Raw genomic sequence first — 23,507 nt, 5'->3', positions numbered from 1 at the left:
TCGAAAGCCAGCCATGTCCGCACCCGTCAAGAGCGTCCTCAACGAATCCAAGCAGATCGAACGCGCCGCCATGCTGATCCAGATGGGTGCCCGCATGCAGGTGCTGGAGTCGGAAACCACGCTGTCCTACGAGCGCCTGATCCGGCTGTACAAGGAGATCGCCGGCAAGTCGCCTTCCAAGGGCCAGCTGCCCTTCTCGACCGACTGGTTCCTGACCTGGCAAGAGAACATCCACAGCTCGCTGTTCCTGAACATCTACGAATACCTGTCCAAGGGCGTGGACCTGGATTCGGTGGAACTGCTCACCAAGGCCTACCGGCTGTACAACGAGCAGGTCACCACCGCCGAGATCGAACCCCTGCTGTCCTTCACCCGCGCCTGGCGCCTGGTGAAGTTCGTGGACGCCGGCATGCTGACCCGCACTGCCTGCTCGCAGTGCAGCGGCCAGTTCGTCACCGAGCTGTACGAAAACGCCCGCAACTACACCTGCGGCCTGTGCAACCCGCCCGCCCGTGCCGGCAAGAGCAAGTCGGCCGGCGCGCTGATGCTGCATTGAGCCCCTGCTCCACCAGGCTTTGAGCCAAAAAGCCTTCCAGCACATATTCCACTAGGGCATTTCGCTACAAAATCAATAGCAAACCAAACATTCAAAAACCCGGCCCTGGCCGGGTTTTTTCATGGGCGCGCCGTGACGGTCGGGACGCCACCGCCCACAGCCCCCATCCGCCCACCGGCCCGTCAGCGCATCGCCAGCAGGATGCGGATGTCCGAGTCCACCGGCAGCGCGTAGTCGTAGGCCGCCATGACCGCGTTGCCCTCGGGGCTCACCAGCTTGAGGCTCACGTACACCGTCTGCGGGGTGGCCGCGTACGTGCCCACCACCACCGCCTGCGCCGCCTGGGCGCGGCTCACCTCGCGCACTTCGCGCGAGAGCAGCAGTTCGCCCTCGCCGGGCCGCATGACCAGGTTCTCGCGCAGCTTCAGCTCGGTCACGCGCACGCCGCGCTGCACCAGCCGCCCGGCGATCTGTTCGGAGCACAGGCGTCCCAGCCGGGACGACTCGTTCAGCCGGTCCAGGTGCACCAGCGTGGAGACCAGCACCGGCTGGCGCGGATCGAGCGGCGCGCCCTGCAGCAGCATGTCCGCGGCCTTCTGGTTGAATTCGAGCAGGTCGGTCTGCACGCCGCCCGCGGCCGCGCTGCCGTAGTAGAACCGCGCGCAACCCGGCAGGGCCACCGCCGCGGCGCCCGCCAGCGCGCCGGCCAGCACGGTGCGGCGCCTCATGGCACCACCCGCCACGTCTTGACCGGCGTGGCCGCCACCGCCGGCACGCGCGGCAGGTACAGCGCCACGTCGCCCTGGTCGATGGAGTAGACGTCGCTGGTGCGCGCCAGCACGCGCTCGTCCGATTCGATGGACGTGGTCACCAAAATTTCGGTGCGCGCCGTGCCGCTGGCCAGCAGCACGTCCGGCGCCGGCACGTAGGCGCCCGACGCATCGCGCACCACCGCCACGCCCTCGGACAGCCGCACCCGCGGCGGCGCGTACACACCGCCGCCCTGGTGCTGCACCACCTGCGTGGACACCGCCATGCGTACGCCGGTCGGCTGGGTCGAGACGGTGATGCCGCGGTCCACCAGGCGCGTCACCAGCAGCGAGCGAAAGCCCGCGTCGAAGCCGTCGCCCTGCGCGGGCAGCAGATAGATCGGGTACTCCCCAGGCGGCCAGTCGCGCAGCCGCACCGCCGTGCGCTCCGCCACGTCGCGGGCCAGCACGTCCCAGTGCTGCACGGCGCGCGCGGTTTTCTGCGTGGAGGGCGCGTGCAGTTCGTCGCGCGGCAGATCGGGCGCCGCACAACCGGCCAGCAGCGCGGCAACGGACAGCAGGCACCCGCCCGCCAGCCGGCGTGCAGGTGCCAGACGCCCCACGCCAGCGGATTCGCGGCCCTGCGCCGAGGCCCGGGCGGCCGGGCGTGCACGTTTTTCGAGAGATTCCATAACCGCAAATGCTAGCGGCCGCCCGCGCAAGGCATCGGCCGAACAGCGCGGCTTTTCCCCCGTTGCCAGGGGGCTTGAGGCCTCTTCACCCGGGGTTTCCCGCACGCGCCGGCCCCGCTGCTGCGGTGCTCGCCTACGCGGCGTTCGAGCGGCGTTGCGACAAAATCCGCGCATGTCCCGCCCCGCCGCCCCCCTGCCCCCCACGCCGCCCCTGGCGCGCCAACTTCCACCCACCTCCGCGACGACAGGGCAGCTTCCGGCCGGCGACCCGCCCGACCACTCCGACACCTCCCCATCCAACCCCGCATCCGCCCCCACCGCCGCGCCCGAGCCCAGCGACGATGTGCCGCCCGAACCCCTGGCCGCCGGGACCCCGGAGGGATCGGCCACGCCGCCCGCCTCCACGGCCCCTTCCGCACCCGCCGCGCTGCCGGCCTCGCCCGCAGCACCGCACGCCGAACCATCCCCTTCCCCTTCCCCTTCCCCTTCCCCGTCGCCCACCGGCCCTTCGGCGGCCGCGGCCGCTGCCGCCGCGGCCCTGCCCGGAGCGCCGGGCTTCATGCTGAACATGCCGATCGACGTGCGCAACATGTCGCTCGCGCTGCTGGCCCTGTTCGCCACCGTCGCGCTGCTGCACTGGGCCAGCGCCGTGTTCATTCCCCTCATGCTGAGCGTGCTGCTCACCACCGCGCTGCACCCGGCGGTCACCGCCCTGCACCGCTGGCACATCCCGCGCTGGCTCGGGGCCGGGGTGCTGCTGATGGGCATCGTCGGCAGCCTGGGCGGCGCGGCCTGGTCGCTCAGCGACGGCGCGGCCGAGCTGGTGGATTCGGTGCCCGTGGCCGCGCGCAAGGTGCGCGATGCCATGCGCCAGCGCGTGGGCGGGCCCAGCCCGCTGGACACCATGCAGAAGGCCGCCACGCAGATCGAGCAGGCCGCCACCGAAAGCATTCCGCCGCAGACGCGCCGCGGCGTGCAGCGCGTGGTGATCGAGCGCGCGCCCTTCAACATCCGCGACTACGTGTGGAGCGGCACCATGGGCCTGGCGTCTGCCGCCGGCCAGCTCACCGTGGTGATCTTCCTGACCTTCTTCGCGCTCGCATCGGGCAACCTGTTCCGGCGCAAGCTCATGCGCATCGCCGGCCACAGCCTGGAGCGGCGCAAGGTGACCATGGCGGTGCTGGACGACATCACCGGCCAGATCCAGCGCTACCTGCTGGTGCAACTGCTCACCAGCGTGCTGGTGGGCGTGGCCACCGGCGCGGTGTACGCCCTGCTCGGGCTGGAAAACCCCGCCGTCTGGGGCGTGGTGGCCGGGGTGCTCAACCTCGCGCCCTATATCGGCTCGGTGGTGGTGACGGGCGCCTCGGCGCTGGTCGCCTTCCTGCAGTTCGGCACCGTGGACATGGCGCTGGCCATCGGCGGCGCATCGCTCGTCATCCACACCCTGGTGGGCAATCTGCTCACCCCCTGGCTCACCAGCAAGACCAGCCGCATGAGCCCCGTGGCCGTGTTCGTCAGCGTGCTGGTGTGGGGCTGGCTGTGGGGCCTGTGGGGCCTGCTGCTGGGCATTCCGGTGATGATGGCCGTGAAGGCGATCTGCGACCGGGTGGAGGATCTGCGGGCGGTGGGGGAACTGCTGGGGGATTGAAGGGAAGGGAGGTCTGACGCGCCCGGCCAAAGCCAAGCACCGCAGCCGGGCCGGGCCTGTCTTCGATCAGGCCATCCGCCTGTCGCCGGGGTTGCGTTCGCCCGCGTGAATCTCCATGATGGGGGCGCCGGTGTGCATGGCGCCATCGGCACATCCACGCATCGCTCGGACCCATCGATCGATGCCTTCCCCCGCAGGCGTGTCGCACGCCAGCCCACAGGAGCAAAAAACCATGCCCATCGAACTCTGGCTCGCCTTCGTCGCGGCCTCGGCCGTGATGCTGATCATCCCCGGCCCGACCATCCTTACCGTGATCAGCTATTCGATGTCGCACGGCCGCCGCGCGAACGTGCCGCTGCTGCTGGCCGTGGCGCTGGGCGATTCGACCGCGCTGTTGATGTCGCTGCTGGGCCTGGGCGCGCTGCTGGAAACCTCCGCCTTCTGGTTCACCGCGGTGAAGTGGGTCGGCGGGCTGTACCTGCTGTATCTGGGCATCCGCCTGCTGCGCGCGGGAATCTCCGCCACCGAAATCGCCGCACCCGCCGCTCCGGCATCCCGCTGGCGCCTGTTCCTGAACACCTACCTGGTGACCGCGTTGAACCCGAAGGGCATCGTTTTCTTCGTGGCCTTCCTGCCCCAGTTCCTCAGCCCCGCCGCCAGCGCGACGCAGCAAATGGGAATACTGGGCGTCACCTTCGTGGTGCTGGCCGCCACCAATGCGACGCTGTATGCCGTGTTCGCTGGCAGCGCACGCAAGCTGCTCGCATCGCCACGGGCACAGCGGCGCTTCCATGTCGCGGGCGGCTCGCTGCTGGCGGCAGCGGGGGTCTGGGCGTTGACGGCGCGGCGGCCTGGGTGAGGTCAGGGGCCATCCATCAGGGCGGGCAGAGCATCCATCAATGCTTTGCGTCGCAGGCCGGAGGTGGCGATGGATCGGCGCATTCTGGAGGAATGTTCTCGAAAGCCACGTCATTGCCGACCTGTACCGCATTGTTGGGCGGACTCAACCACCAATGGATTTCTCCATTCATCCAAAGATCAACGACCTGACTTTCACCCAGGAGTGTTTTGGAGTTCACGCGGTACAACCGCACCACGTAGGGCATCTTGTAGTCGTGATGAATGATGCGCTGAACGAGAGACGCTTTGTGAAACTCAAGGCGATAGACGCGCTGAGGGCTGTTTTCACTGTCAAAAAAAGTGGGCGTCGCAGCGTACCAAGCCAGAAAAACAAGTGCATTCAATGCCAAGCACCAGACGATGCATGGGATTTTCCTGAAATCATTCAGCTTCATTGCCAATCCAATTTGATGGGAAACGGAAGGCGAACACGGTGCACGTCTGAGAGCACAACGAAGTCTGCACCTCGGCGATGTTGAATGCGCCACCGGCGGAAATCTTCGTTCTGCACAAAGTAAACATCTCCATGGATCTTGGACGCCTCTTGATTCACCCATTGATCAGAGATGGGGATGCCTCGGCCTACGTTCACACGACTCACTCCTTGAAATCCCCAAAAGCCGAGAGGCTGTGAAAGAAAAGGGGTTTCACCATCGTTGAAGTCATAGCTATCGCGAAGGTAGAAGCCCAATTCATCGATAACGACAGTGGTTTTTCCAAAGCTATTCTTTGCGACAAGTCCTGACACCGCGATCTTGAGCGTGGCTTCTCCCATGGCTCCATAGAAATCATCCAGCGGATCACTGAGTTGGCCACAGTGCACATAGTTGGTTTGGCACGTGCCATCAATTACTTTGGCAGGCTGCGCCAGGTTGCCAAACCTCCATGGCTGAGAGGCCCCTACCGTTTGGTCATTGATGCGCTTTTTCAGCAAGAGCAATGCCGACGGCGTTGCCCATTCTTTCTGAAGCTTCACCATCGCAGCGCGAACCCGTGCAAAGCCGAGAGCCCAATTCATGGTGACGGTACTCTCATCCAGGCGCAAGGAGCCCAACTGGGACAGCTCAAAGGGATCGCGTCCACGCTTCATCAGTTCTGGCATCTCAAAAGCCGCCCCGCGAAACCACCGCTCCATCAATGCCGCCGCCACTGGCCATCCCATTCGCGAGCGCATCACGCCAGGAATATCGTCGAGCTGAAACAGCCGCACCTTCGGCGGCAGCTTTTTCTCCAGCTGCGCACGCAGCCGCTCCTGGTCTATCTTGACCATGTCCTTCATGCAACCTCCCTCGTCCGTGATCGCCTGTTTTTTTGAACTGCGGATTCTCGGAGGAAAGAAGGCGCGCGGCGCGATGCCAGCCGACTTTCTGGTTACGTCACGTAACTTAAAAGCAATTCACTTTCATCAGGTCGTTCGGTGACCGACTGCGAGCCCCATGGCGCACGGGTCCGCCAGCCGGGGCACCCCGCCCCCGCTATGCCGGCGCCACCGGAGCGCGCGCCGCCAGCTGTGTAGCCAGGGCCTGCAGCAACGCCAATTGCCGGCACACCAGGGCCAGTTGCGTCTGCACCAGCCGCAGGGTGTCCGGTGCGGCATCGGCGGCCTGTTCCAGCGCGGTGGCCAGCGTTTCGCCGTGGGCTGGGTCGCCCTCCAGGGCGTCGCGGGTGCGCAGGGCGCGGGCGACGGCTTCAAGGCGCTCGACGGCGTAGCGGGCGCCCTCCTGTACTAGTGGGTCGTCCACGCCTTCGGCGAGTTGGCCGCGGTGCGCGCCCAGCGCCGAGAGGTAGTTGAGCAGGGTGTGCGACAGCACCAGCATGCGCATGCCGGCCTGCGAATGCGAGCGCACGTGGCGGGGCTCGCGCAGCATGTGCGACAGGGCGGTGGAGAAGGCGGCGTCGGCGTTGTGGGCGGTGCGGCGGGCCAGGCGGTAGTCGAGGTCGTCGTCCTTGCCGGTGGCGTACTGCGACATGATCTCGCGCAGGTACTGCCCGTTGGCCTGCAGGGCCTGCGCAGCCACGGCGGCCAGGCGCCGGCCCTGCCAGTCGGGCAGCACGACCATCATGGCGGCGGTGGCGATGGCGCTGCCGATCAGCGTGTCGAGCAGGCGCGGCAGGATCAGCGCGTGGGCCTCGCCGGTGGCCTGGTTGAAGCACATGAGCACCAGCAGCGTGATGGCGGCGGTGGCCGTGAGGTAGCGCGTGGTGCGGGTGACGAAGAACAGCACGCCCGCCGCCACTGCGAAGAGCGCCTGCAGCGGCGGGCTGGGAAAGAGCTTGAGCAGCGCCCAGCCGACCACCAGGCCGATGGCGGTGCCGGCGACGCGCTGCGACACGCGCGTGACGGTGGCGCCGTAGGTGGGTTGGCACACGAACAGCGTGGCCAGCGGAATCCAGTAGCCGTGCACGGGGTCGATGAGCTGCATGGCGATGCAGCCGGCCGCGAGCGCCAGCGACAGGCGCGTGGCATGGCGGAACAGCGGCGTGCCCGGGTGCAGCTGCGCGCGCACGCGGCCCCAGGCATCGGCCAGCGACCGGGGCGATCGGTCCAGCAAACTGCTGTCGCCCAGGCGTTCGCCGCCATCGGGGTGGGTGGCGGCGTCGAGCTGGCCGGAGAGCGTGGCGAGGTTGCGGGCCAGCGCGCGCAGGCTGCGCAGGGGGCGCTGCCAGGCGCTCTGGCGCTGGCTTTCCAGGTGGGCGATGGAGTCGTGCAGGTCGGCCATGGCACGCTCGCCGGCGGGGTCGCGCACGAAGGGCTCGTGCGTCTGCAGGGCCTCGGCCAGGCGGGTGCAGTCCACGCCCTGCAGTTGCAGCACGCGCTGGCAGCGGTAGAGCACGTCGCTGTGGAACAGCACGTCGGCCCAGTCGTTGTAGTGGTGGTGCGACGAGCTGGCGCGCTCGTGGATGTCCTGCGCGATGAAGTACAGATTCAGGTGGCGCAGCAGCCGGCCGGTGGGGGGCGGCGCCTCGCGGCGCGCGCCCAGGCGGCTGAAGATGCTTTCCTTGGTGGTGTTGAGGGCGGACACCACGCGGCCGTTGGTCTGGGCGAGCGCCAGGCGCCGGCGCTCCACGTCCACGCCGCGCACGGGCTCGAACAGGCTGGCCTTCAGGCGCAGGTAGGCGCCGAGCACGCCGTAGAGCTTGGCGAGGTTCTGGCGCACGGGCTGGTGCGGGAACAGCGCGCACCACAGCAGCGACAGCAGGCCGTACCAGGTGGCGCCGGCCAGCAGCCAGGTGGGCACGCTGAAGCCCAAGGCCGGGCCGCCCCCGCGCTGGGAGCCGGGCGCCACGCTGATGGCGGTGTAGAGCGCCAGGATGACGGTGGCCAGCGCGATGGCGCGGTAGCGCTCGCCCACGGCGCCGAGCATGGTGAAGCCGAAGGTGGACACGGCCATGCCCGCCACGAACCACAGGGGCCACGGCATCAGGGCCTCGACCGAGAACGCTGCGGTGGCGAAGCAGGCCAGCGTGACGAGCAGCGCCCGCAGCCGGCCGCGCCAGTTGTCGTCGGTCTCGGCGATGGCGCTGGCGATGATGCCCAGGAAGATCGGCGTCACCAGCGGCACGCGGTCCAGCCACCAGCACACGGCCATGGCGCCGCTCAGCGCGATGAACACGCGCACGCCGTACACCAGCGCATCCTGCGCCCACAGGCGCCTTGCCCACCCTGCCATTGCCGTTTTCAAGATCGCATCAACCCTGGAGAGAGATAGAAAAATTCAGCCGTGCCTGTTTCGCGCAGTACCCGCGCCGGCATCCGCCCGGCTCCCGCCGCACGGCGCGCCGAACGCAGGCACTCCCAAGCAGATTCCGTACCACGGCAAGCGCGGGGATCCGCCCCAGCGCCCGCCAGGGCCCAGGCCACCGCGCGGGTCGCTGCGGGCCGGCACGCCCGCCCCGCCGTCAGCCGGTGTTGCGCAGCCCCGCCGCGATGCCGTTGATCGAGATGTGGATGCCGGTCTGCACGCGCTCGTCGCCCTGCCCGCCGCGCCAGCGGCGCACCAGTTCGACCTGCAGGTGGTGCAGCGGGTCGATGTACGGAAAGCGGTGGCGGATCGACCGGGCCAGGGCGGTGTTGTGCGTCAGGCGGTGCTTGTCGCCGGTGATGCGGGTGAGCGCATCGGCGGTGCGCTGCCACTCGGCCTCGATGGCGCCGAAGACCTTCTTGCGCAGGCGCGTGTCGGCCACCAGTTCGCTGTAGCGCGAGGCCAGGGCCAGGTCGCTCTTGGCCAGCACCATGTCCATGTTGGACAGCAGCGTGCCGAAGAACGGCCACTGGCGGTACATCTTCTGCAGCAGGGCCATCTGCGCCTTGGGGTCCTGGCCGGGCTGCCTGACAAAGGCTTCCACCGCGGCGCCGAAGCCGTACCAGCCCGGCAGCGTGAGCCGGCACTGGCCCCAGCTGAAGCCCCAGGGAATGGCGCGCAGGTCTTCGATGCGCTGACTGGGCTTGCGCGAGGCCGGGCGCGAGCCGATGTTCAGCTCGGCGATCTCGCGGATGGGCGTGGAGTTGAAGAAGTAATCGGTGAAGCCCGGGGTGTCGTACACCAGCGCGCGATAGGCGCCCATGCTGGCCACCGACAGCTGCGCCGCCGCCTCCAGGAAGTCCTTGGTGGCGGGCTTGGTGGGCTGCAGCAGCGTGGCCTCCAGCGTGGCGGCGACCAGGGTCTCCAGGTTGCGCCGGCCGATCTCGGGGTTGGCGTATTTGGAGGCGATGACCTCGCCCTGCTCGGTCAGGCGGATCTGCCCGCGCACGGTGCCGGGCGGCTGCGCCAGGATGGCCTGGTAGCTCGGGCCGCCCCCGCGGCCCACGGTGCCGCCGCGGCCATGGAACATGCGCAGCTGGATGCGGTGGCTGGCCGCCAGTTCGTCGAACAGCTCCACCAGCGCGATCTCGGCGCGGTACAGCTCCCAGCTGCTGGTGAAGATGCCGCCGTCCTTGTTGCTGTCGCTGTAGCCCAGCATGATGTCCTGCTCGGCGCCGCTGGCCTGCACCATCGCGGCGAAGCCGGGCACGGCGTACAGCTCGCGCATGATGGGCGCGGCGTTGCGCAGGTCTTCGATGGTCTCGAACAGCGGCACCACGATGAGGTCGGTGGTGGCGGCGCGGGCGCCGCTGCCCGGCACGGGCGGCACGGCATCGAGCGTGCCGTGCATCAGCCCCACTTCCTTTTGCAGCAGCAGCACTTCGAGCAGGTCGCTCACGGTTTCGGTGTGGCTGATGATGTAGTGGCGGATGGCCTGCGGGCCGAAGCGCTCGCGCATCTGCCGCGCCGTCTCGAAGATGGCGATCTCGCCCGTGGTGTGCTCGGAATACGTGGCGCCCACCACGCGCAGCGGCCGGGCATCGGCCAGCAGGCGCAGCAGCAGCGCGCGGCGGTCGGCCTCGGGCAGGGCCGCGTAATCGGGCTCCACGCGCGCCGTGGACAGCAGCTCGGCGATCACCTTCTCGTGCTGGTCGGAGCTTTGGCGCAGGTCCACGGTGGCCAGGTGAAAGCCGAACACCTCCACCGCGCGCACCAGCGGGTGCAGGCGCTCGGCGGCCAGCGCCGCGCCGCGGTGCGAACGCAGCGAGGCCTCGATCACGCGCAGGTCGGCCAGGAAGGCCTCGGCATCGGGATAGGGGTTCTGCGGCGCGACGGCATGGCGCGCGGCCTCGCCGCCGGTCAGGTTGCGCAGCGTGGCGGCCAGCCGGGCGTAGATGCCGGTGAGCGCGCGGCGGTACGGCTCGTCCTGGCGGTGCTCGCTGTGGTCGGGCGAGCGCTCGGCCAGGGCCTGCATGTCGGGCGAGACCTGCACTAGCCGGGCCGACAGCGACAGCTCGCCGCCCAGAAAGTGCACCTCGGTCAGGTAGTGGCGCAGCGCCACCTCGGCCTGCCGGCCCAGCGCCAGCGAGAGCGTGGCCGCGCTGACGTTGGGGTTGCCGTCGCGGTCACCGCCGATCCACTGGCCCATGCGCAGGAAGCTCGCCACGGGCTGGTTGCCCAGTTCGCGCTCCAGATCGGCATAGATCTTGGGGATCTCGCGCAGGAAGGTCGATTCGTAGTACGACAGCGCGTTCTCGATCTCGTCGGCCACGGTGAGCTTGGTGTAGCGCAGCAGGCGCGTCTGCCACAGCTGGGCCACGCGGGCGCGCAGCCGCGCCTCGTTGGCCGCCAGCTCGCGCGGGGTGAGCGCGTCCTTGGCGCTGTTGTACAGCTGCGCGCGCACCTGGATGTCGCCGCGCTCGGCCAGCAACTGGGCGATGTCGCGCTCGGCATCCAGGATGCTCTTGCGCTGCACCTCGGTCGGGTGGGCGGTGAGCACCGGCGCCACGTAGCTCCTGGCGAGCGTCTGCGAGATGGTGCGCGGCGCGATGCCCGCCCAGCGCATGCGCGCCAGGGCCACCTCGATGCTGCCCTCCTGCGCGCTGCCGGCGCGCTCGTGCACGGTGCGGCGGCGGATGTGGTGGCGGTCCTCGGCCAGGTTGGCCAGGTGGCTGAAATAGGTGAAGGCCCGGATCACGCTGACCGTCTGGTCGCCCGACAGGCCCTTGAGCAGCTTCTTGAGCGCCTTGTCGGCCTCCTGGTCGGCATCGCGTCGAAAGGCCACCGACAGCTTGCGCACCTGCTCCACGAGGTCGTAGGCGGCGACCCCTTCCTGCTCGCGGATCACGTCGCCCAGGATGCGGCCCAGCAGCCGGATGTCCTGGATCAACGGCAGGTCCTTGTCGGTCCTGCGGGGGGCGGCCGGTGCGGGCGCGGCGTCGGTCTTGCGGGGGGGCGCGTTCATGCGGAAAGGGTCTCCTGCGCGCTCGGGCGCATCATGGACAGAGGGCGGCGGCTGCTGCGGGCCCATGCTAGCATCCCCGCTGCCCGCGCCGCCCGGCGCACCCGCCCCGCGCACCCCCGGCCTTGCGCCCGTGCCCGGCGGCCCTCCTACCGCGATGAACCCCTTCGAAACCCCCACCCATTTCCCCTTCGTGATCGCCACCCGCGAAAGCCGCCTGGCCCTGTGGCAGGCCGAGCATGTGCGCGCCCTGCTGCAGGCACGCGGCCACACCGTGACGCTGCTCGGCATGACCACCAAGGGCGACCAGATCCTGGACCGCACGCTCAGCAAGGTGGGCGGCAAGGGCCTGTTCGTGAAGGAGCTGGAAGTGGCGCTGGAGGAAGGCCGCGCGCACATCGCCGTGCACTCGCTGAAAGACGTGCCGATGGAGCTGCCTGACGGCTTTCACCTGGCCGCCGTGATGGAGCGCGAAGACCCGCGCGATGCCTTCGTCTCGAACCGCTTCGCGCGCCTGGCCGACCTGCCCCAGGGCGCGGTGGTGGGCACATCCAGCCTGCGCCGCCAGGTGCTGCTGCAGGCCCTGCGGTCCGACCTGAAGATCGAGCCGCTGCGCGGCAACCTCGACACCCGTCTGCGCAAGCTCGACGAGGGGCTGTACGACGCTATCGTGCTCGCCGCCGCGGGCCTCAAACGCCTGGGCCTGGACGACCGCATCCGCGCCACGTTCGAGCCCGCCGAGATGCTGCCCGCCGCCGGCCAGGGCGCGCTGGGCCTGGAGGTGCGCAGCCACCGGCAGGACGTGATCGCCGCGCTGGCACCCCTGGCCCACCTGCCCAGCTGGCTGGGCGTGACGGCCGAGCGCGCCGTGAGCCGCGCCATGGGCGGCAGTTGCTCCATGCCGCTGGCCGCGTACTCGCACTGGCGGGCCGACGGCACGCTGCAGCTCGACGCCGCCTGGGGCGACCCGCACGGCGTGCTGCCGCTGGTCCGCGCCACCGTGTCCGGTGCGGTGCAGACGTTGGCACAGGCCGACGCGCTGGGCAGCGACGCCGCGGCGCAGCTGTGTGCCCAGGGCGCGCAGCCCGCAGGCTGAATCCACCACCGGCCGCCACGCCACCGGGAACAGCCTTGCGCATTGACACCCGCACGCCCCCCGCCCGCCGCGCCATCGTCACGCGGCCCGAGCGCGATGCCGCGCAGTGGGTCGTGGCCCTGCACGCGCGCGGCATCGAGGCCACGGCCCTGCCCCTGATCGCCATCGCCGGCTGCAGCCACCCCGACGCGGTCGCCGCGCTGCGCCGGGCGCGCGAGGGCTTTGGCGACTACCGCGCGGTGATGTTCGTGAGCGCCAATGCCGTGCGCTATTTCTTCGAGTCCAATCGGCCTCCAGCGCATGATCCACTAGGGCGTACCGCTATAAAAACAAGAGCATGGTCCCCCGGCCCCGGCACCGCCCAGGCGCTGCGGGACGGCGGCCTGCCCGCCGCGCAGATCGACCAGCCCGCGGCCACGGCCGGGCAGTTCGACTCCGAATCGCTGTGGGAGCGGGTGCAGCCGCAGGTGCAGCCCGGCGACCGCATCCTGATCGTGCGCGGCGCGCAGGGCGAGGCCGACGGCCCGTCGGACGCCGCCCAGGGCGGCACCGGGCGCGAATGGCTGGCCCAGCAGATCGCCGCGGCCGGCGGACAGGTGGAGTTCGTCGCCGCCTACGAGCGCGCCGCGCCGCAGCTCACGCCCGCGCAGCAGGCCCTGGCCACGCAGGCCGCCACGGACGGCTCGCTCTGGCTGTTCAGCAGCTCCGAGGCCATCGCCCATCTCGCCGCCGCGCTGCCCGGCCAGGACTGGCGCGAGGCCCGCGCGCTGGTCACCCACCCCCGCATCGCGCAGGCCGCCGACGCCCTGGGCTTCGGGGCCGTGCGCCAGTGCCGGCCCGCCCTGGACGACGTGGTCGCCTCGATAGAATCGCACCCATGAGTTTTGAGCCCGCTTCCGCCCCCGCCGCCCCACCGCTGGCCGCCCCGCCCTCCGGTGCGGCCGTGCCCGCAGCGCCCGCGAAAGGCGCCAGCGGCAACCGCTACGCGCTCTGGGCCCTGGGGTTCGTGGCCGCGGCCGGCCTGCTGGGCAGCGTGCTGCTGTGGCAGCGCCTGAACACCATCCAGGAGCAACTGGCGCGGCAGACCGCCGACTCCGGCACCCAGGCCATCGAAGCCCGCACCCTCGCCCACCAGGCGCTGGACGTCTCGCGCGAAACCGCAGCGCGGCTCACCGTGAACGAAACCCGCGTGAGCGAAGTGGCCCTGCAGCGCGCCCAACTCGAAGAACTGATGCAAAGCCTGTCGCGCTCGCGCGACGAGAACCTGGTGGTGGACATCGAATCCGGCATCCGCCTGGCCCAACAGCAGGCCCAGTTGACCGGCAGCCTGGAGCCGCTGGTGGCCGCCCTCAAGAGCGCCAACCAGCGCATCGAACGCGCCGCCCAGCCTCGCCTCGCGCCCCTGTCGCGTGCCATCGGCCGCGACCTGGAACGCATCGGCGCCGCCCAGGTGACCGACACCGCCGGCCTGCTCGCGCGGCTCGACGATCTGGTGCGGCAGGTGGACGAGCTGCCCCTGCAGAACGCCGTCGCCCAGGCCGCCGCCACGCGCCGCATGAACGCCCAGGTGCCCGCGGGCGACGCCGCCGCGCCGGCTGCGGCCCCCAGCCCCTGGTGGCAGTCCGCGCTGCAGCGCGCGTGGGAGGTCGTGCGCGACGAGGCCCGCGGCCTGCTGCGCGTGAGCCGCATCGACCGGCCCGAGGCCATTTTGGTGTCGCCCGACCAGGCCTTCTTCCTGCGCGAGAACCTGAAGCTCAAGCTCATGAACGCCCGCCTGGGCGTGCTGGCCCGCCAGCTCGATTCGGCCCGCGCCGACCTGGCCGCCGCCAGTGCCGCGCTCAACCGCTACTTCGACCCCGCGTCGCGCCGCACGCAGATGGCCGCCACGGTGCTGCAGCAGGCCCAGTCGCACATCCGCACGGCCGAGCTGCCGCCGCTGGACGAAACCCTGTCCGCCCTGGCCACGGCCGCGGCGGGCCGCTGAGCCGCCGGAGGACCGCCCACCCATGCGCGCCGCACTCTGGTTTCTGGCACTTTTTGGCGTGGCCGTCGCGGCCGCGCTGTTCGCGGGCAACAACCAGGGCACGGTGACCCTGTTCTGGCCGCCCTACCGCGTCGATCTGTCGCTCAACCTCGTCCTGCTGCTGCTGGTCGGTGGCTTCGCCACGCTGTATGCGGCGCTGCGCGCCCTGGCCGCGCTACTGGAGCTGCCCCGCCAGGCGCGGCGCTGGCGCGCCCAGCAAAAGGAGCGCTCCATGCACGCGGCGCTGCTCGATGCGCTGTCGCAGCTGCTGGCCGGGCGCTTCATCCGCTCGCGCAAGGCCGCCACCGCCGCCCTCGCGCAGGAAAGCGCGCTGGAGGCATCGGGCGAGGCCGTGCCGCACGGCCGCCAATTGCGCACGCTGGCCCATCTGGTGGCCGCCGAAAGCTCGCACGCCCTGCAGGACCGCGCCACGCGCGAGGCGCATTTGCAGAACGCGCTCAACAACATTCCCGACCGCGCGCCGGTCACCGAGCTGGAGCTGCGCGAAGGCGCGCACCTGCGCGCGGCCCGCTGGTCGCTGGACGAGCGCGATGCCAACGCCGCGCTCGAACGCCTGGCCGCCCTGCCCCAGGGCGCGGCCCGGCGCACGCTGGCGCTGCGCGCGCGACTGAAGGCCACGCGCCTGGCCCATCAAACGCAGGAAGCCCTGGAGACCGCGCGGCTGCTGGGCAAGCACCGGGCGTTTTCGCCCGCCGCGGCGCAGAGCATCGTGCGCGGCCTGGCCATGGAGCTGCTGAACGGCGCGCACGACCCGGCCCAGCTGCAACAGGTCTGGATGTCGCTGGAGCCCGCTGAACGCGCCATGCCCGAACTGGCCATCCATGCGGCGCAGCGCCTGAGCACCCTGGGCGGCGACGCCGGCCAGGTGCGCCAGTGGCTGCTGCCCGTGTGGGAACGCATGGTGGAACTGCCGCACGCCATTCCCGACCACCAGGCGCTCAAGCTGGTGCGCGCGCTGGAAAACAACCTGGACGCGCTCGACGCCGCCTGGCTCGCCCGCATCGAATCGGCCCAGCAGGCCAACCCCCGCGATGCGCGCCTGCAGTACCTGGCCGCCATGGCCTGCCTGCGGCGCCAGCTGTGGGGCAAGGCGCAGCAACTGTTCACCCAGTCCACGGGGCAATTGGGCGATGCCAGCCTGCGCTGCAGCGCGTGGCGCCACCTGGCCGAACTGGCCGAGCAGCGCGGCGACGCCGTGGCCGCGGCCACGGCCTGGAAGAACGCGGTCCTGGCGTCCTGACGCAAGGCCGGGCCCAGGCGCCGTGCCTGGGCTTGCGCCTTCCCCCCTCTCTCTCTACGGCAGCCCTTGGCCGTGGCCGCGTTACGCCAGCGCGACCGCCGGCGCCGCATCCAGGTTCCAGGCGCCCTCTTCCCACGCCCACACCACCTGCGGCGCAATCGCCTGCAGAAAATGCCGGTCGTGCGACACCACCAGCAACGCGCCGGTGAACGACGCCAGCGCGGACTGCAGCGCCGCCACGGCCCGCGCATCGAGGTGGTTGGTGGGCTCGTCCAGCAGCAGCATCTGCGCCGGATCGCCGCCCCACAGCGCGCAGGCCAGCGCGGCCTTGATGCGTTCCCCGCCGCTCAACGTGCCCGCCGGCCGCTGCACGCAGGCGGCGTCCAGCCCCAGCTGCGCCAGCCGGGTGCGCAAGGCGGCGGGCGACAGCGGCGAGCCGGTCTGCGCCAGCCGCTCCAGCACGCTCAGCCCCGGCGGCAGCAGCGCCGCGCTGTGCTGGTCCAGCCAGGCGGTGCGCACCATGCACTGCACCCGGCCCGAGGTGGGCGCGAGGTGCCTCGCCACCATGCGCAGCAGCGTGGTCTTGCCGCAGCCGTTCGGGCCGGTGATGGCGATGCGCACCGGCCCGCTCCACACCCCGTCGAGCGCCTGGGCCGGGCCGCTACGCCGTGGCGACCACGGCAGGGGCGGCACGGCACGCTCCAGCCGCAGCACCGGCTTGGCCAGCGGAATGGCGCTGTCCGGCAACGGCAGTGCCAGGGCCGCAGCGGGCGCCACCCGGCCGGCGGCCTCGCGCACGGCGGCATCCAGCCGCTCCCCCGCCTCTTCGCGGCGCACATGTTCTCGCCCCGCGAAGGCCTCCGCACGGCTTTTTTGAAGGCCCAGCAGCAGGGGCGACTGGTTCGCGTCCTGGGCTGCCGCGCGGCCGCGGGCGGCCCGCCGCATCTGCGCGTCGTGCTGGCGCCGCAAATCGCGTTGTGCGGCATCGCGTTCGGCGCGCGCATGGTGCAGCGCGGCCTGGGCCGCCTGGGCCTCGGCATCGCGCTGCACCGCATAGACATCCCACGCACCGCCGTAGTGGCGCAGGCCTTGCGGGGTGAGCTCGGCGATGCGGTCCACCGCCTCCAGCAGCGCGCGGTCGTGCGTGGCCACCAGCACCGCGCCCCGCCAGTCCGCCAGGGCCGACAGCAGCCAGCGCCGGGCGGGCGCATCGAGGTGGTTGGTGGGCTCGTCCAGCAGCAGCACGTCGGCACCCGAAAGAAAAGCGCCCGCCAGCGCCACGCGGGCCCGCTCGCCGCCGCTCAGGCAGGCCGCTTCGCGATCCGGGGACAGGTGGCCCAGCCCCACGCCGTCGAGTGCGCGCTGCCAGCGGGCCGCGCAGTCCCACTGCCCATCCGTGAGCAGCAGGTCGGCTTCATCGCCCTGCCCGGCCTCCAGGCGGGCCAGCGCCCCCAGCACGGAGTCGATGCCCGCCAGCGCCGCCACGGTGGCGCCCGCGCGGTGCTGGTCCACCGCGTGCAGGCGGCCCGGCCGCTCCACCGTGCCCGAAGCCGGCGCCAGCGCGCCGGCCGCCAGGGCGAGCAGCACGCTCTTGCCCACGCCGTTGTCACCCACCAGGCCGGTGATGCCGGGGGCGAGGTGGAGTGTGGGCGGCTCGGCCCAGAGCGCTTCGCCGTCGGGCCGCCGCCATTGCACCCGTGCCAAGCGCAGCAGCGCGCCCTCCCGCGCTGGCGCGCAAGCCGCCAGAGAGGAAGACGTGGAAGAAGAGGAAAGGGAAAGGGATGCGGTGCGCGCTGCACCGCGGGGCGGACGGGCGTCCGCGTTGAATGTCGCCATGGTCGAGCTCCAAGCCATCGAATCGGCCGCCTCCCCGGATCGTTGGGGGAAAGCGGAACGGACGGAGGGGGCTTACAGGCGCATGGGTGAAGAACCTCGGTGGCGGCGATCGGAGCGATCGAAGGGCCGGACTATACGGCCGCAGGACCAGCAACGCAAATTCACTTAGGTGAAATTGATTACGAATAGTACAATTTTCAGATCCACCCGACGGAGACCTCCATGAACGCCGTGCAAAGACCGAAACCCGACCTGTCCACCCTGCCCCCGCCCGCCGCCGTGCAGCAGCTGCACCACTACGCCTACAAGGCGCGCGACGCCGAGGAAACGCGGCAGTTCTACGAAGACATCCTGGGCCTGCCGCTCTACCACATCATCCAGAGCGACCACGTGCCCAGCACGGGCGAGTACTGCCCCTACACGCACTTCTTCTTCCGGCTGAAGGACGGCTCGTTCATCGCCTTCTTCGACCTGGGCGACGACGTGAAGGCCGAGCCTTCGCCCAACACCCCGCTGTGGGTCAACCACATCGCGTTCCGCGTAGACACGGTGCAAGAGCTGGAGAACACCAAGGCCCGCCTGGAGGCACATGGCGTCGAAGTGCTCGGCGTGACCGATCACCACATCTTCAAGAGCATCTACTTCTTCGATCCGAACGGCATCCGCCTGGAGCTGTCGGCGCAGCTGGCCGATGCGCAGCAGATGGAAAAGGACAGCACGGTGGCCCACCAGCGCCTGAACGAGTGGACCGCGCGCAAGCAGCAGTGGCGCAAGGAGCGTGCCGAGGGCAAGAGCGCCGCGCCGCTCAAGCCCGCTCAGAACGACCGGCCGGAATACGCCAAGGGCTGACCGGCCCGCGTCACGGCACCTCGGCCTGGGGCCGGGGCCGGGGCCGGGGCCGGGGCTGGCCGCTCAATCGTCCAGCGTTTCGCGCCCGCGCATGACCTGGTGGCGCTCCCAGTAGTGCTCCAGCGTCGCCTTGAAGCGCTGCTTGTCCTTCTTGAGGCCCGGCAGCTTGAGCTTCGTGCTCTTGGCGCGCAGCAGGCTTTTTTCCGGGTGCGTGATGGTGAGCGAATCGCCCAGGATGCTGTCCTTGAAGGCCATGGCCTTCACCGCGTCCCAGGGCACCGTGGTGCCATCGGCGGATGTGGTGATGCCTTCGTGGCTCACCTGCACCGTGTGGCCGCCCTTCAGCGCGAACGACCGGGCCGGAAAGTACTTGAGCACCACCGCCAGTTCCTCGGCGGTGGCCGGCTCGTAGCGATAGGCCAGGCTGCGTTCATGGCCCTGCGCGAAGGCCTGCTCGTAGTCGCTCCACAGGCGTTGCTCGATGGCGTCTGCCGTGAGGATGTCCTGCGCCCAGGTGCGCTCGGGCGGCCGCACCACGATGGCGCCGTAGTCCGATTCGGGCAGCACCCAGCCCACGTTGCGGATGCGTTCGGGCATCAGCGGGTGGGTGTCGAACGGATGGGGCACGTTGGCCGTCTGCATCGCGGTGCGGAACTCCGCCGACTGCGCATAGGGCGGCAGCCCGCTCGAGATGAAGTGTGCGATGCCCAGATCGCCCGCCAGTTGCTCTTCCTTGTCGAACAGGTCGCTCTCGATCTTGTGGCGGTACCTGGCATAGGCCGCGATCTTGACCAGCGACTGCCCGATGGCCTGGGGCGACACCAGCTGCGCGGCGATGCGGTCGGCCTGGAACTCGCGCGCCCGGCTGTCGCGGGCCAGCGCCCATTCGAAGATCAGGCGGTACAGGCCCAGCAGCGGGGACACCACCGCCGTCAGGCCCGAGGTGCGCATGGCATGGTGGTACTGGTCGTACTGCACCAGTTTCGGCCCCAGGCGCGCGCTGCTTTCGGTGTCGCCGCCGCCCAGGTGGGCCAGCTCGTGGGCGAACACCGCGTCCGCCTCGGACTGGTCGAGCAGGCGCAGCAGCGGAATGCTGACGAACAGCGTGCGCCCGGTGAGCACCTGCCCCGCCACGTGGATGGGCGCTTCGGTCACGAAGAAATTGGCGTCGATGCCGGCCACGATGTGCTGCGGCGGCGCGGTCTGCAGCCGCGCGGCCATGTGGCGGATGCGCTGCCACAGCAGCGGCGCGTCGGCCTCCTGCACCAGCTCGCCCTCGACCTCGCTGTGGCGGTTCACCCGCTTGAAGATGCCCACCACCGCCAGCACCACGGCCACCGCCACGCCGATCGCCACCGCCATGATGAGCTTGGGCGAATAGCGGTGCCAGAAATACGCCGTCACCCAGAACGACAGCCAGGCCACCATCGCGCCCTGCACCACCACCTCCAGCGCGCTCGCGGCGGTCATCAGGCGCCAGCCGGCCACGAAACTCGCATGCTGCAGCCGGCGGTTGACGAAGGCCAGCGCCCCGAGCGCCAGCGCGGCCACCAGCACCAGCGCGCCGGCCACCAACGTCCACAGCGCCACGGTGCGCGCCACGAAGAACTGCCAGTTGTTGGAATACGGCGGGCACATGGCCTCGCGGTATTCCTGGGCATCGGGCGTGCGGTCGGTGCAGATGGTGGAGGGTGGATGGGCCCGGTAGTAGTCCTTCTGTTCCTGCCGGTCCGCCGGGGACAGGTCCGTGGCGGCGTCGATGCGCGATTCGATGGCGACGAGGAACCTGGCGTCCAGATCGCGCTGCACATGGTTCGCGAAGAACAGGGTGACCAGCGGCACCGCGAACAGCGACAGCACCGACCAGAGAAAGGCTTTGCCGAGACCGGCGCGCAGCGAGGGATGAAGGGCCATGGGTGCGGATTTGTTGGAATGGGAATGGGACCTTGGCGGCACGGCACGGAGCCGGCCGCCCCTGGCGGGCGCGCCCGATGGCTCCGGGGCCGACGATTATCGGCAGCCATCTTGCTCACATCCCCTTGCAGCCTTCGCCAAAAGGTAACAAAGCGATAGCAGATCCGGCCCGCCCGCCGGGCCCAGCGCCCGCGGAGCGCCGGTGCTGCTGCCTTAAAATGCCCGGTCCCCTTCCTGACCCGAAGCCCAGGCAGCCGCCTGCCCGTTGGCCTCTTCTTGCACCCACCAGACCCCATGAGCTCGCCCCTGAACCAACCCGGCCTTGAAAGCCTGTCCAAATCCTTCGAGCCCGCTGCCATCGAGGCCCATTGGGGCCCCGAGTGGGAACGCCGGGGCTATGGCGATGCGGGCTACCGTGGCTCGCGCCAGGCCCAGGCGGGCGAGCCCGCCTTCTCCATCCAGCTGCCGCCGCCCAACGTGACGGGCACGCTGCACATGGGCCATGCGTTCAACCAGACCATCATGGACAGCCTCACGCGCTACCACCGCATGAAGGGCTTCAACACGGCGTGGATTCCGGGCACCGACCACGCGGGCATCGCCACGCAGATCGTGGTGGAGCGCCAGTTGCAGGAGCAGGGCATCAGCCGCCACGACATGGGCCCGACACCGCCCGAGGCGCGCAAGAACTTCGTCGCCAAGGTCTGGGAGTGGAAGGAACACAGCGGCAACACCATCACCACGCAGATGCGCCGCATGGGCGACAGCGTGGACTGGAGCCGCGAATACTTCACCATGGACGACAAGCTCTCCAAGGTGGTCACCGACACCTTCGTGCGCCTGTACCAGCAGGGCCTGATCTACCGCGGCAAGCGCCTGGTGAACTGGGACCCGAAACTGCAGTCCGCCGTGTCCGACCTCGAAGTGGAAAACGAAGAGAAGGACGGCTCGCTCTGGCACATCGCCTACCCGCTGACCGACGGCAGCGGCAGCCTCACGGTGGCCACCACCCGCCCCGAGACAATGCTGGGCGACGTGGCGCTGATGGTGCACCCCGAGGACGAGCGCTACACCGCGCTCATCGGCAAGACGGTGACGCTGCCGCTGGTGGGCCGCGAGATCCCCATCATTGCCGATGCCTACGTGGACAAGGAATTCGGCACCGGCGTGGTCAAGGTCACGCCCGCGCACGACCCCAACGACTACCAGGTCGGCCAGCGCCACAACCTGCCGATGATCATCGTGCTGACCCTGCAGGCCACCATCAACGAGAACGCGCCGGCCAAGTACCAGGGCCTGGACCGCTTCGTGGCCCGCAAGGCCATCGTGTCCGACCTGGAGGCCGCGGGTGCCCTGGTCGAGACCAAGAAGCACAAGCTGATGGTGCCCATCTGCACCCGCACGGGCCAGGTGGTCGAACCCATGTTGACCGACCAATGGTTCGTGGCCATGGGCAAAGTGAGCGAAAAAGACCCGACCGGCAAGAGCATCGCGCAGAAGGCCATCGACGCCGTGGCCTCGGGCGAGGTGCAGTTCGTGCCCGAGAACTGGGTCAACACCTACAACCAGTGGATGAACAACATCCAGGACTGGTGCATCAGCCGCCAGCTGTGGTGGGGCCACCAGATCCCGGCGTGGTACGACGAAGCGGGCAACGTGTACGTGGCGCGCGACGAGGCCGAGGCCCAGGCCCAGGCCGGTGCGGGCAAGGTGCTCACGCGCGACGAGGACGTGCTGGACACGTGGTATTCCGCCGCGCTCGTGCCCTTCTCCTCGCTCGGATGGCCCGAAGCCCTTGACGATCAGAACGCCACCAAGGACTACGACCTCTACCTGCCCTCCTCCGTGCTGGTGACGGGCTACGACATCATCTTCTTCTGGGTCGCCCGGATGATCATGATGACCACGCACTTCACCGGCCGCGTGCCGTTCAAGCACGTGTACATCCACGGCCTGGTGCGCGATGCGCAGGGCAAGAAGATGAGCAAGTCCGAGGGCAACGTGCTCGACCCGGTGGACCTGATCGACGGCATCGCGCTCGACCCCCTACTGGAAAAGCGCTCCACCGGCCTGCGCCGCCCAGAGACGGCGCCCCAGGTGCGCAAGAACACGCAAAAGGAGTTCCCCGAGGGCATTCCCGCCTACGGCGCCGACGCGCTGCGCTTCACCTTCGCGGCGCTCGCCAGCCTCGGCCGCAGCATCAACTTCGACAGCAAGCGCTGCGAGGGCTGCCGCAACTTCTGCAACAAGCTCTGGAACGCCAGCCGCTTCGTGCTGATGAACTGCGAAGGCCGGGACTGTGGCCTGCAGGAGCACACCCCGGCCGATTGCGAAGGCGGCGGCTACCTGGCCTTCAGCCAGCCCGACCGCTGGATCGTCTCGCTGCTGCAGCAGGTCGAGGCCGAGGTGGCCAAGGGCTTTGCCGAGTTCCGCCTGGACAACGTGGCCAACACGATCTACGACTTCGTCTGGAACGAGTTCTGCGACTGGTACCTGGAAATCGCCAAGGTGCAGATCCAGACCGGCACGCCGGCCGAGCAGCGCGCCACGCGCCGCACGCTCATCCGCACCCTGGAAACCATCCTGCGCCTGGCGCACCCGCTGATCCCGTTCATCACCGAAGCCCTGTGGCAGAAGGTCGCGCCCGTGGCCGGCCGCGCGGGTGAATCGGTCAGCATCGCCGCTTACCCCCAGGCGCAGCTGGAGAAGGTCGACGAAGCCGCGATCGCCCACGTGGCGCGCCTGAAGGCCTTCGTGGACGCCTGCCGCACGCTGCGCGGCGAGATGAACGTCTCGCCCGCCACGCGCCTGCCGCTCTATGCCGTAGGCGATGCGGCCTTCATGCGCTCGGCCGCGCCCGCGCTGCAGGCCCTGGCCAAGCTCAGCGAGGTGCAGGTGTTCGAAGACGATGCCGCCTGGGCCGCTGCCGCGCAGGCCGCGCCCGTGGCCGTGGTGGGCGACGTCCGCCTGTGCCTGCACATGGAGATCGACGTGGCGGCCGAAAAGGCCCGCCTGTCCAAGGAGATCGCCCGCATCGACGGCGAGATCACCAAGGCGCAGGCCAAGCTGTCCAACGAGGCCTTCGTGGCCAAGGCACCGCCCGCCGTGATCGACCAGGAGAAAAAGCGCGTGGCCGATTTCGGCGCCACGCTGGCCCGCCTGCGCGACCAGCTGGCCCGGCTGGCTTGATAGCGCGGGCTTCGCCCCCACGTTCA

At 69.9% G+C, this 23,507-nt stretch carries 17 protein-coding genes; 9 read left to right on the top strand and 8 right to left on the bottom strand.

Annotated elements, in window-relative coordinates:
- Positions 1-13: 13 nt before the first annotated feature.
- Positions 14-556 carry a flagellar transcriptional regulator FlhC gene (gene flhC, locus AVKW3434_RS11315; protein ID WP_272564393.1) on the top strand — a complete coding sequence of 181 codons (543 nt, stop codon included), beginning with the start codon at positions 14-16 and terminating at the stop codon, positions 554-556.
- Between the two features lie 182 nt (positions 557-738).
- Here flhC and AVKW3434_RS11310 read toward each other — a convergent pair whose 3' ends face one another.
- Entirely contained in the window at positions 739-1,284 is a 546-nt protein-coding gene (locus tag AVKW3434_RS11310) for a FlgO family outer membrane protein (protein WP_284405918.1), read from the bottom strand.
- On the bottom strand, positions 1,281-1,997 hold the full coding sequence (locus AVKW3434_RS11305) for a hypothetical protein (RefSeq protein ID WP_284405917.1): 717 nt from the start codon (positions 1,995-1,997) through the stop codon (positions 1,281-1,283). The genes AVKW3434_RS11310 and AVKW3434_RS11305 overlap by 4 nt, the downstream gene beginning before the upstream one ends.
- Before the next feature lie 172 nt (positions 1,998-2,169).
- On the opposite strand from AVKW3434_RS11305, the gene AVKW3434_RS11300 reads away from it, so the two are divergent.
- Positions 2,170-3,648 (top strand): AI-2E family transporter, encoded by a 1,479-nt coding sequence (locus tag AVKW3434_RS11300; RefSeq protein ID WP_284405916.1) that lies wholly within the window; start codon positions 2,170-2,172, stop codon positions 3,646-3,648.
- Positions 3,649-3,880: 232 nt separating this feature from the next.
- Entirely contained in the window at positions 3,881-4,507 is a 627-nt protein-coding gene (locus AVKW3434_RS11295; RefSeq protein WP_284405915.1) for a LysE family translocator, read from the top strand.
- 37 nt (positions 4,508-4,544) lie between these two features.
- On the opposite strand, the gene AVKW3434_RS11290 is transcribed toward AVKW3434_RS11295, so the two are convergent.
- The 4 genes from AVKW3434_RS11290 to ppc form a co-directional block, all read right to left on the bottom strand.
- Positions 4,545-4,943: a hypothetical protein gene (locus tag AVKW3434_RS11290; RefSeq protein ID WP_284405914.1), complete on the bottom strand. Its 399-nt coding sequence runs from the start codon at positions 4,941-4,943 to the stop codon at positions 4,545-4,547.
- Positions 4,940-5,827, bottom strand: coding sequence for a DUF6402 family protein (locus AVKW3434_RS11285; protein ID WP_284405913.1), 888 nt, complete (start codon positions 5,825-5,827; stop codon positions 4,940-4,942). Before AVKW3434_RS11285 ends, AVKW3434_RS11290 begins: the two co-directional genes overlap by 4 nt.
- Positions 5,828-6,023: 196 nt before the next feature.
- On the bottom strand, positions 6,024-8,219 hold the full coding sequence (gene yccS, locus AVKW3434_RS11280; RefSeq protein ID WP_284405912.1) for a YccS family putative transporter: 2,196 nt from the start codon (positions 8,217-8,219) through the stop codon (positions 6,024-6,026).
- 229 nt (positions 8,220-8,448) lie between these two features.
- Positions 8,449-11,316: a phosphoenolpyruvate carboxylase gene (ppc, locus tag AVKW3434_RS11275; RefSeq protein ID WP_284405911.1), complete on the bottom strand. Its 2,868-nt coding sequence runs from the start codon at positions 11,314-11,316 to the stop codon at positions 8,449-8,451.
- Between the two features lie 154 nt (positions 11,317-11,470).
- Here ppc and hemC point away from each other — a divergent pair, with 154 nt between their 5' ends.
- The 4 genes from hemC to AVKW3434_RS11255 are packed head-to-tail and all read left to right on the top strand — an operon-like array spanning position 11,471 to position 15,693.
- Complete coding sequence (gene hemC, locus AVKW3434_RS11270; protein WP_284405957.1) at positions 11,471-12,409, top strand: hydroxymethylbilane synthase; 939 nt, start codon at positions 11,471-11,473, stop codon at positions 12,407-12,409.
- A 35-nt stretch (positions 12,410-12,444) separates the two neighbouring features.
- Positions 12,445-13,290: a uroporphyrinogen-III synthase gene (locus AVKW3434_RS11265; protein ID WP_502869059.1), complete on the top strand. Its 846-nt coding sequence runs from the start codon at positions 12,445-12,447 to the stop codon at positions 13,288-13,290.
- A complete protein-coding gene (locus tag AVKW3434_RS11260; protein WP_284394854.1) occupies positions 13,287-14,393 on the top strand; it encodes a uroporphyrinogen-III C-methyltransferase in 1,107 nt (368 codons plus the stop codon). The genes AVKW3434_RS11265 and AVKW3434_RS11260 overlap by 4 nt, the downstream gene beginning before the upstream one ends.
- Positions 14,394-14,415: 22 nt before the next feature.
- Positions 14,416-15,693: a heme biosynthesis protein HemY gene (locus AVKW3434_RS11255; protein WP_284405910.1), complete on the top strand. Its 1,278-nt coding sequence runs from the start codon at positions 14,416-14,418 to the stop codon at positions 15,691-15,693.
- Positions 15,694-15,774: 81 nt separating this feature from the next.
- Here AVKW3434_RS11255 and AVKW3434_RS11250 read toward each other — a convergent pair whose 3' ends face one another.
- Positions 15,775-17,529, bottom strand: coding sequence for an ATP-binding cassette domain-containing protein (locus AVKW3434_RS11250; protein ID WP_284405909.1), 1,755 nt, complete (start codon positions 17,527-17,529; stop codon positions 15,775-15,777).
- Between the two features lie 222 nt (positions 17,530-17,751).
- Between AVKW3434_RS11250 and AVKW3434_RS11245 the strand changes: the two genes are divergently transcribed.
- Entirely contained in the window at positions 17,752-18,378 is a 627-nt protein-coding gene (locus AVKW3434_RS11245; RefSeq protein WP_284405908.1) for a VOC family protein, read from the top strand.
- A 63-nt stretch (positions 18,379-18,441) separates the two neighbouring features.
- Here AVKW3434_RS11245 and AVKW3434_RS11240 read toward each other — a convergent pair whose 3' ends face one another.
- Complete coding sequence (locus tag AVKW3434_RS11240) at positions 18,442-20,292, bottom strand: M48 family metallopeptidase (protein ID WP_284405907.1); 1,851 nt, start codon at positions 20,290-20,292, stop codon at positions 18,442-18,444.
- A gap of 294 nt (positions 20,293-20,586) precedes the next feature.
- Between AVKW3434_RS11240 and AVKW3434_RS11235 the strand changes: the two genes are divergently transcribed.
- Entirely contained in the window at positions 20,587-23,481 is a 2,895-nt protein-coding gene (locus AVKW3434_RS11235; RefSeq protein WP_284405906.1) for a valine--tRNA ligase, read from the top strand.
- Positions 23,482-23,507 lie beyond the last annotated feature (26 nt).

Source organism: Acidovorax sp. SUPP3434 (genome assembly GCF_030159015.1).
Taxonomy (GTDB): Bacteria; Pseudomonadota; Gammaproteobacteria; order Burkholderiales; family Burkholderiaceae_C; genus Paracidovorax.
Note: the sequence above shows the minus strand (reverse complement) of the source record. Positions and strands in the feature narration are given on the sequence as shown.

What these genes read in the sequence shown, in the direction of transcription:
- flhC (WP_272564393.1), top strand. Translation starts at nt 14, where the DNA reads ATGTCCGCACCCGTCAAGAGCGTCCTCAACGAATCCAAGCAGATCGAA.
- AVKW3434_RS11310 (WP_284405918.1), bottom strand. Translation starts at nt 1,284, where the DNA reads ATGAGGCGCCGCACCGTGCTGGCCGGCGCGCTGGCGGGCGCCGCGGCG.
- AVKW3434_RS11305 (WP_284405917.1), bottom strand. Translation starts at nt 1,997, where the DNA reads ATGGAATCTCTCGAAAAACGTGCACGCCCGGCCGCCCGGGCCTCGGCG.
- AVKW3434_RS11300 (WP_284405916.1), top strand. Translation starts at nt 2,170, where the DNA reads ATGTCCCGCCCCGCCGCCCCCCTGCCCCCCACGCCGCCCCTGGCGCGC.
- AVKW3434_RS11295 (WP_284405915.1), top strand. Translation starts at nt 3,881, where the DNA reads ATGCCCATCGAACTCTGGCTCGCCTTCGTCGCGGCCTCGGCCGTGATG.
- AVKW3434_RS11290 (WP_284405914.1), bottom strand. Translation starts at nt 4,943, where the DNA reads ATGAAGCTGAATGATTTCAGGAAAATCCCATGCATCGTCTGGTGCTTG.
- AVKW3434_RS11285 (WP_284405913.1), bottom strand. Translation starts at nt 5,827, where the DNA reads ATGAAGGACATGGTCAAGATAGACCAGGAGCGGCTGCGTGCGCAGCTG.
- yccS (WP_284405912.1), bottom strand. Translation starts at nt 8,219, where the DNA reads ATGGCAGGGTGGGCAAGGCGCCTGTGGGCGCAGGATGCGCTGGTGTAC.
- ppc (WP_284405911.1), bottom strand. Translation starts at nt 11,316, where the DNA reads ATGAACGCGCCCCCCCGCAAGACCGACGCCGCGCCCGCACCGGCCGCC.
- hemC (WP_284405957.1), top strand. Translation starts at nt 11,471, where the DNA reads ATGAACCCCTTCGAAACCCCCACCCATTTCCCCTTCGTGATCGCCACC.
- AVKW3434_RS11260 (WP_284394854.1), top strand. Translation starts at nt 13,287, where the DNA reads ATGAGTTTTGAGCCCGCTTCCGCCCCCGCCGCCCCACCGCTGGCCGCC.
- AVKW3434_RS11255 (WP_284405910.1), top strand. Translation starts at nt 14,416, where the DNA reads ATGCGCGCCGCACTCTGGTTTCTGGCACTTTTTGGCGTGGCCGTCGCG.
- AVKW3434_RS11250 (WP_284405909.1), bottom strand. Translation starts at nt 17,529, where the DNA reads ATGGCGACATTCAACGCGGACGCCCGTCCGCCCCGCGGTGCAGCGCGC.
- AVKW3434_RS11245 (WP_284405908.1), top strand. Translation starts at nt 17,752, where the DNA reads ATGAACGCCGTGCAAAGACCGAAACCCGACCTGTCCACCCTGCCCCCG.
- AVKW3434_RS11240 (WP_284405907.1), bottom strand. Translation starts at nt 20,292, where the DNA reads ATGGCCCTTCATCCCTCGCTGCGCGCCGGTCTCGGCAAAGCCTTTCTC.
- AVKW3434_RS11235 (WP_284405906.1), top strand. Translation starts at nt 20,587, where the DNA reads ATGAGCTCGCCCCTGAACCAACCCGGCCTTGAAAGCCTGTCCAAATCC.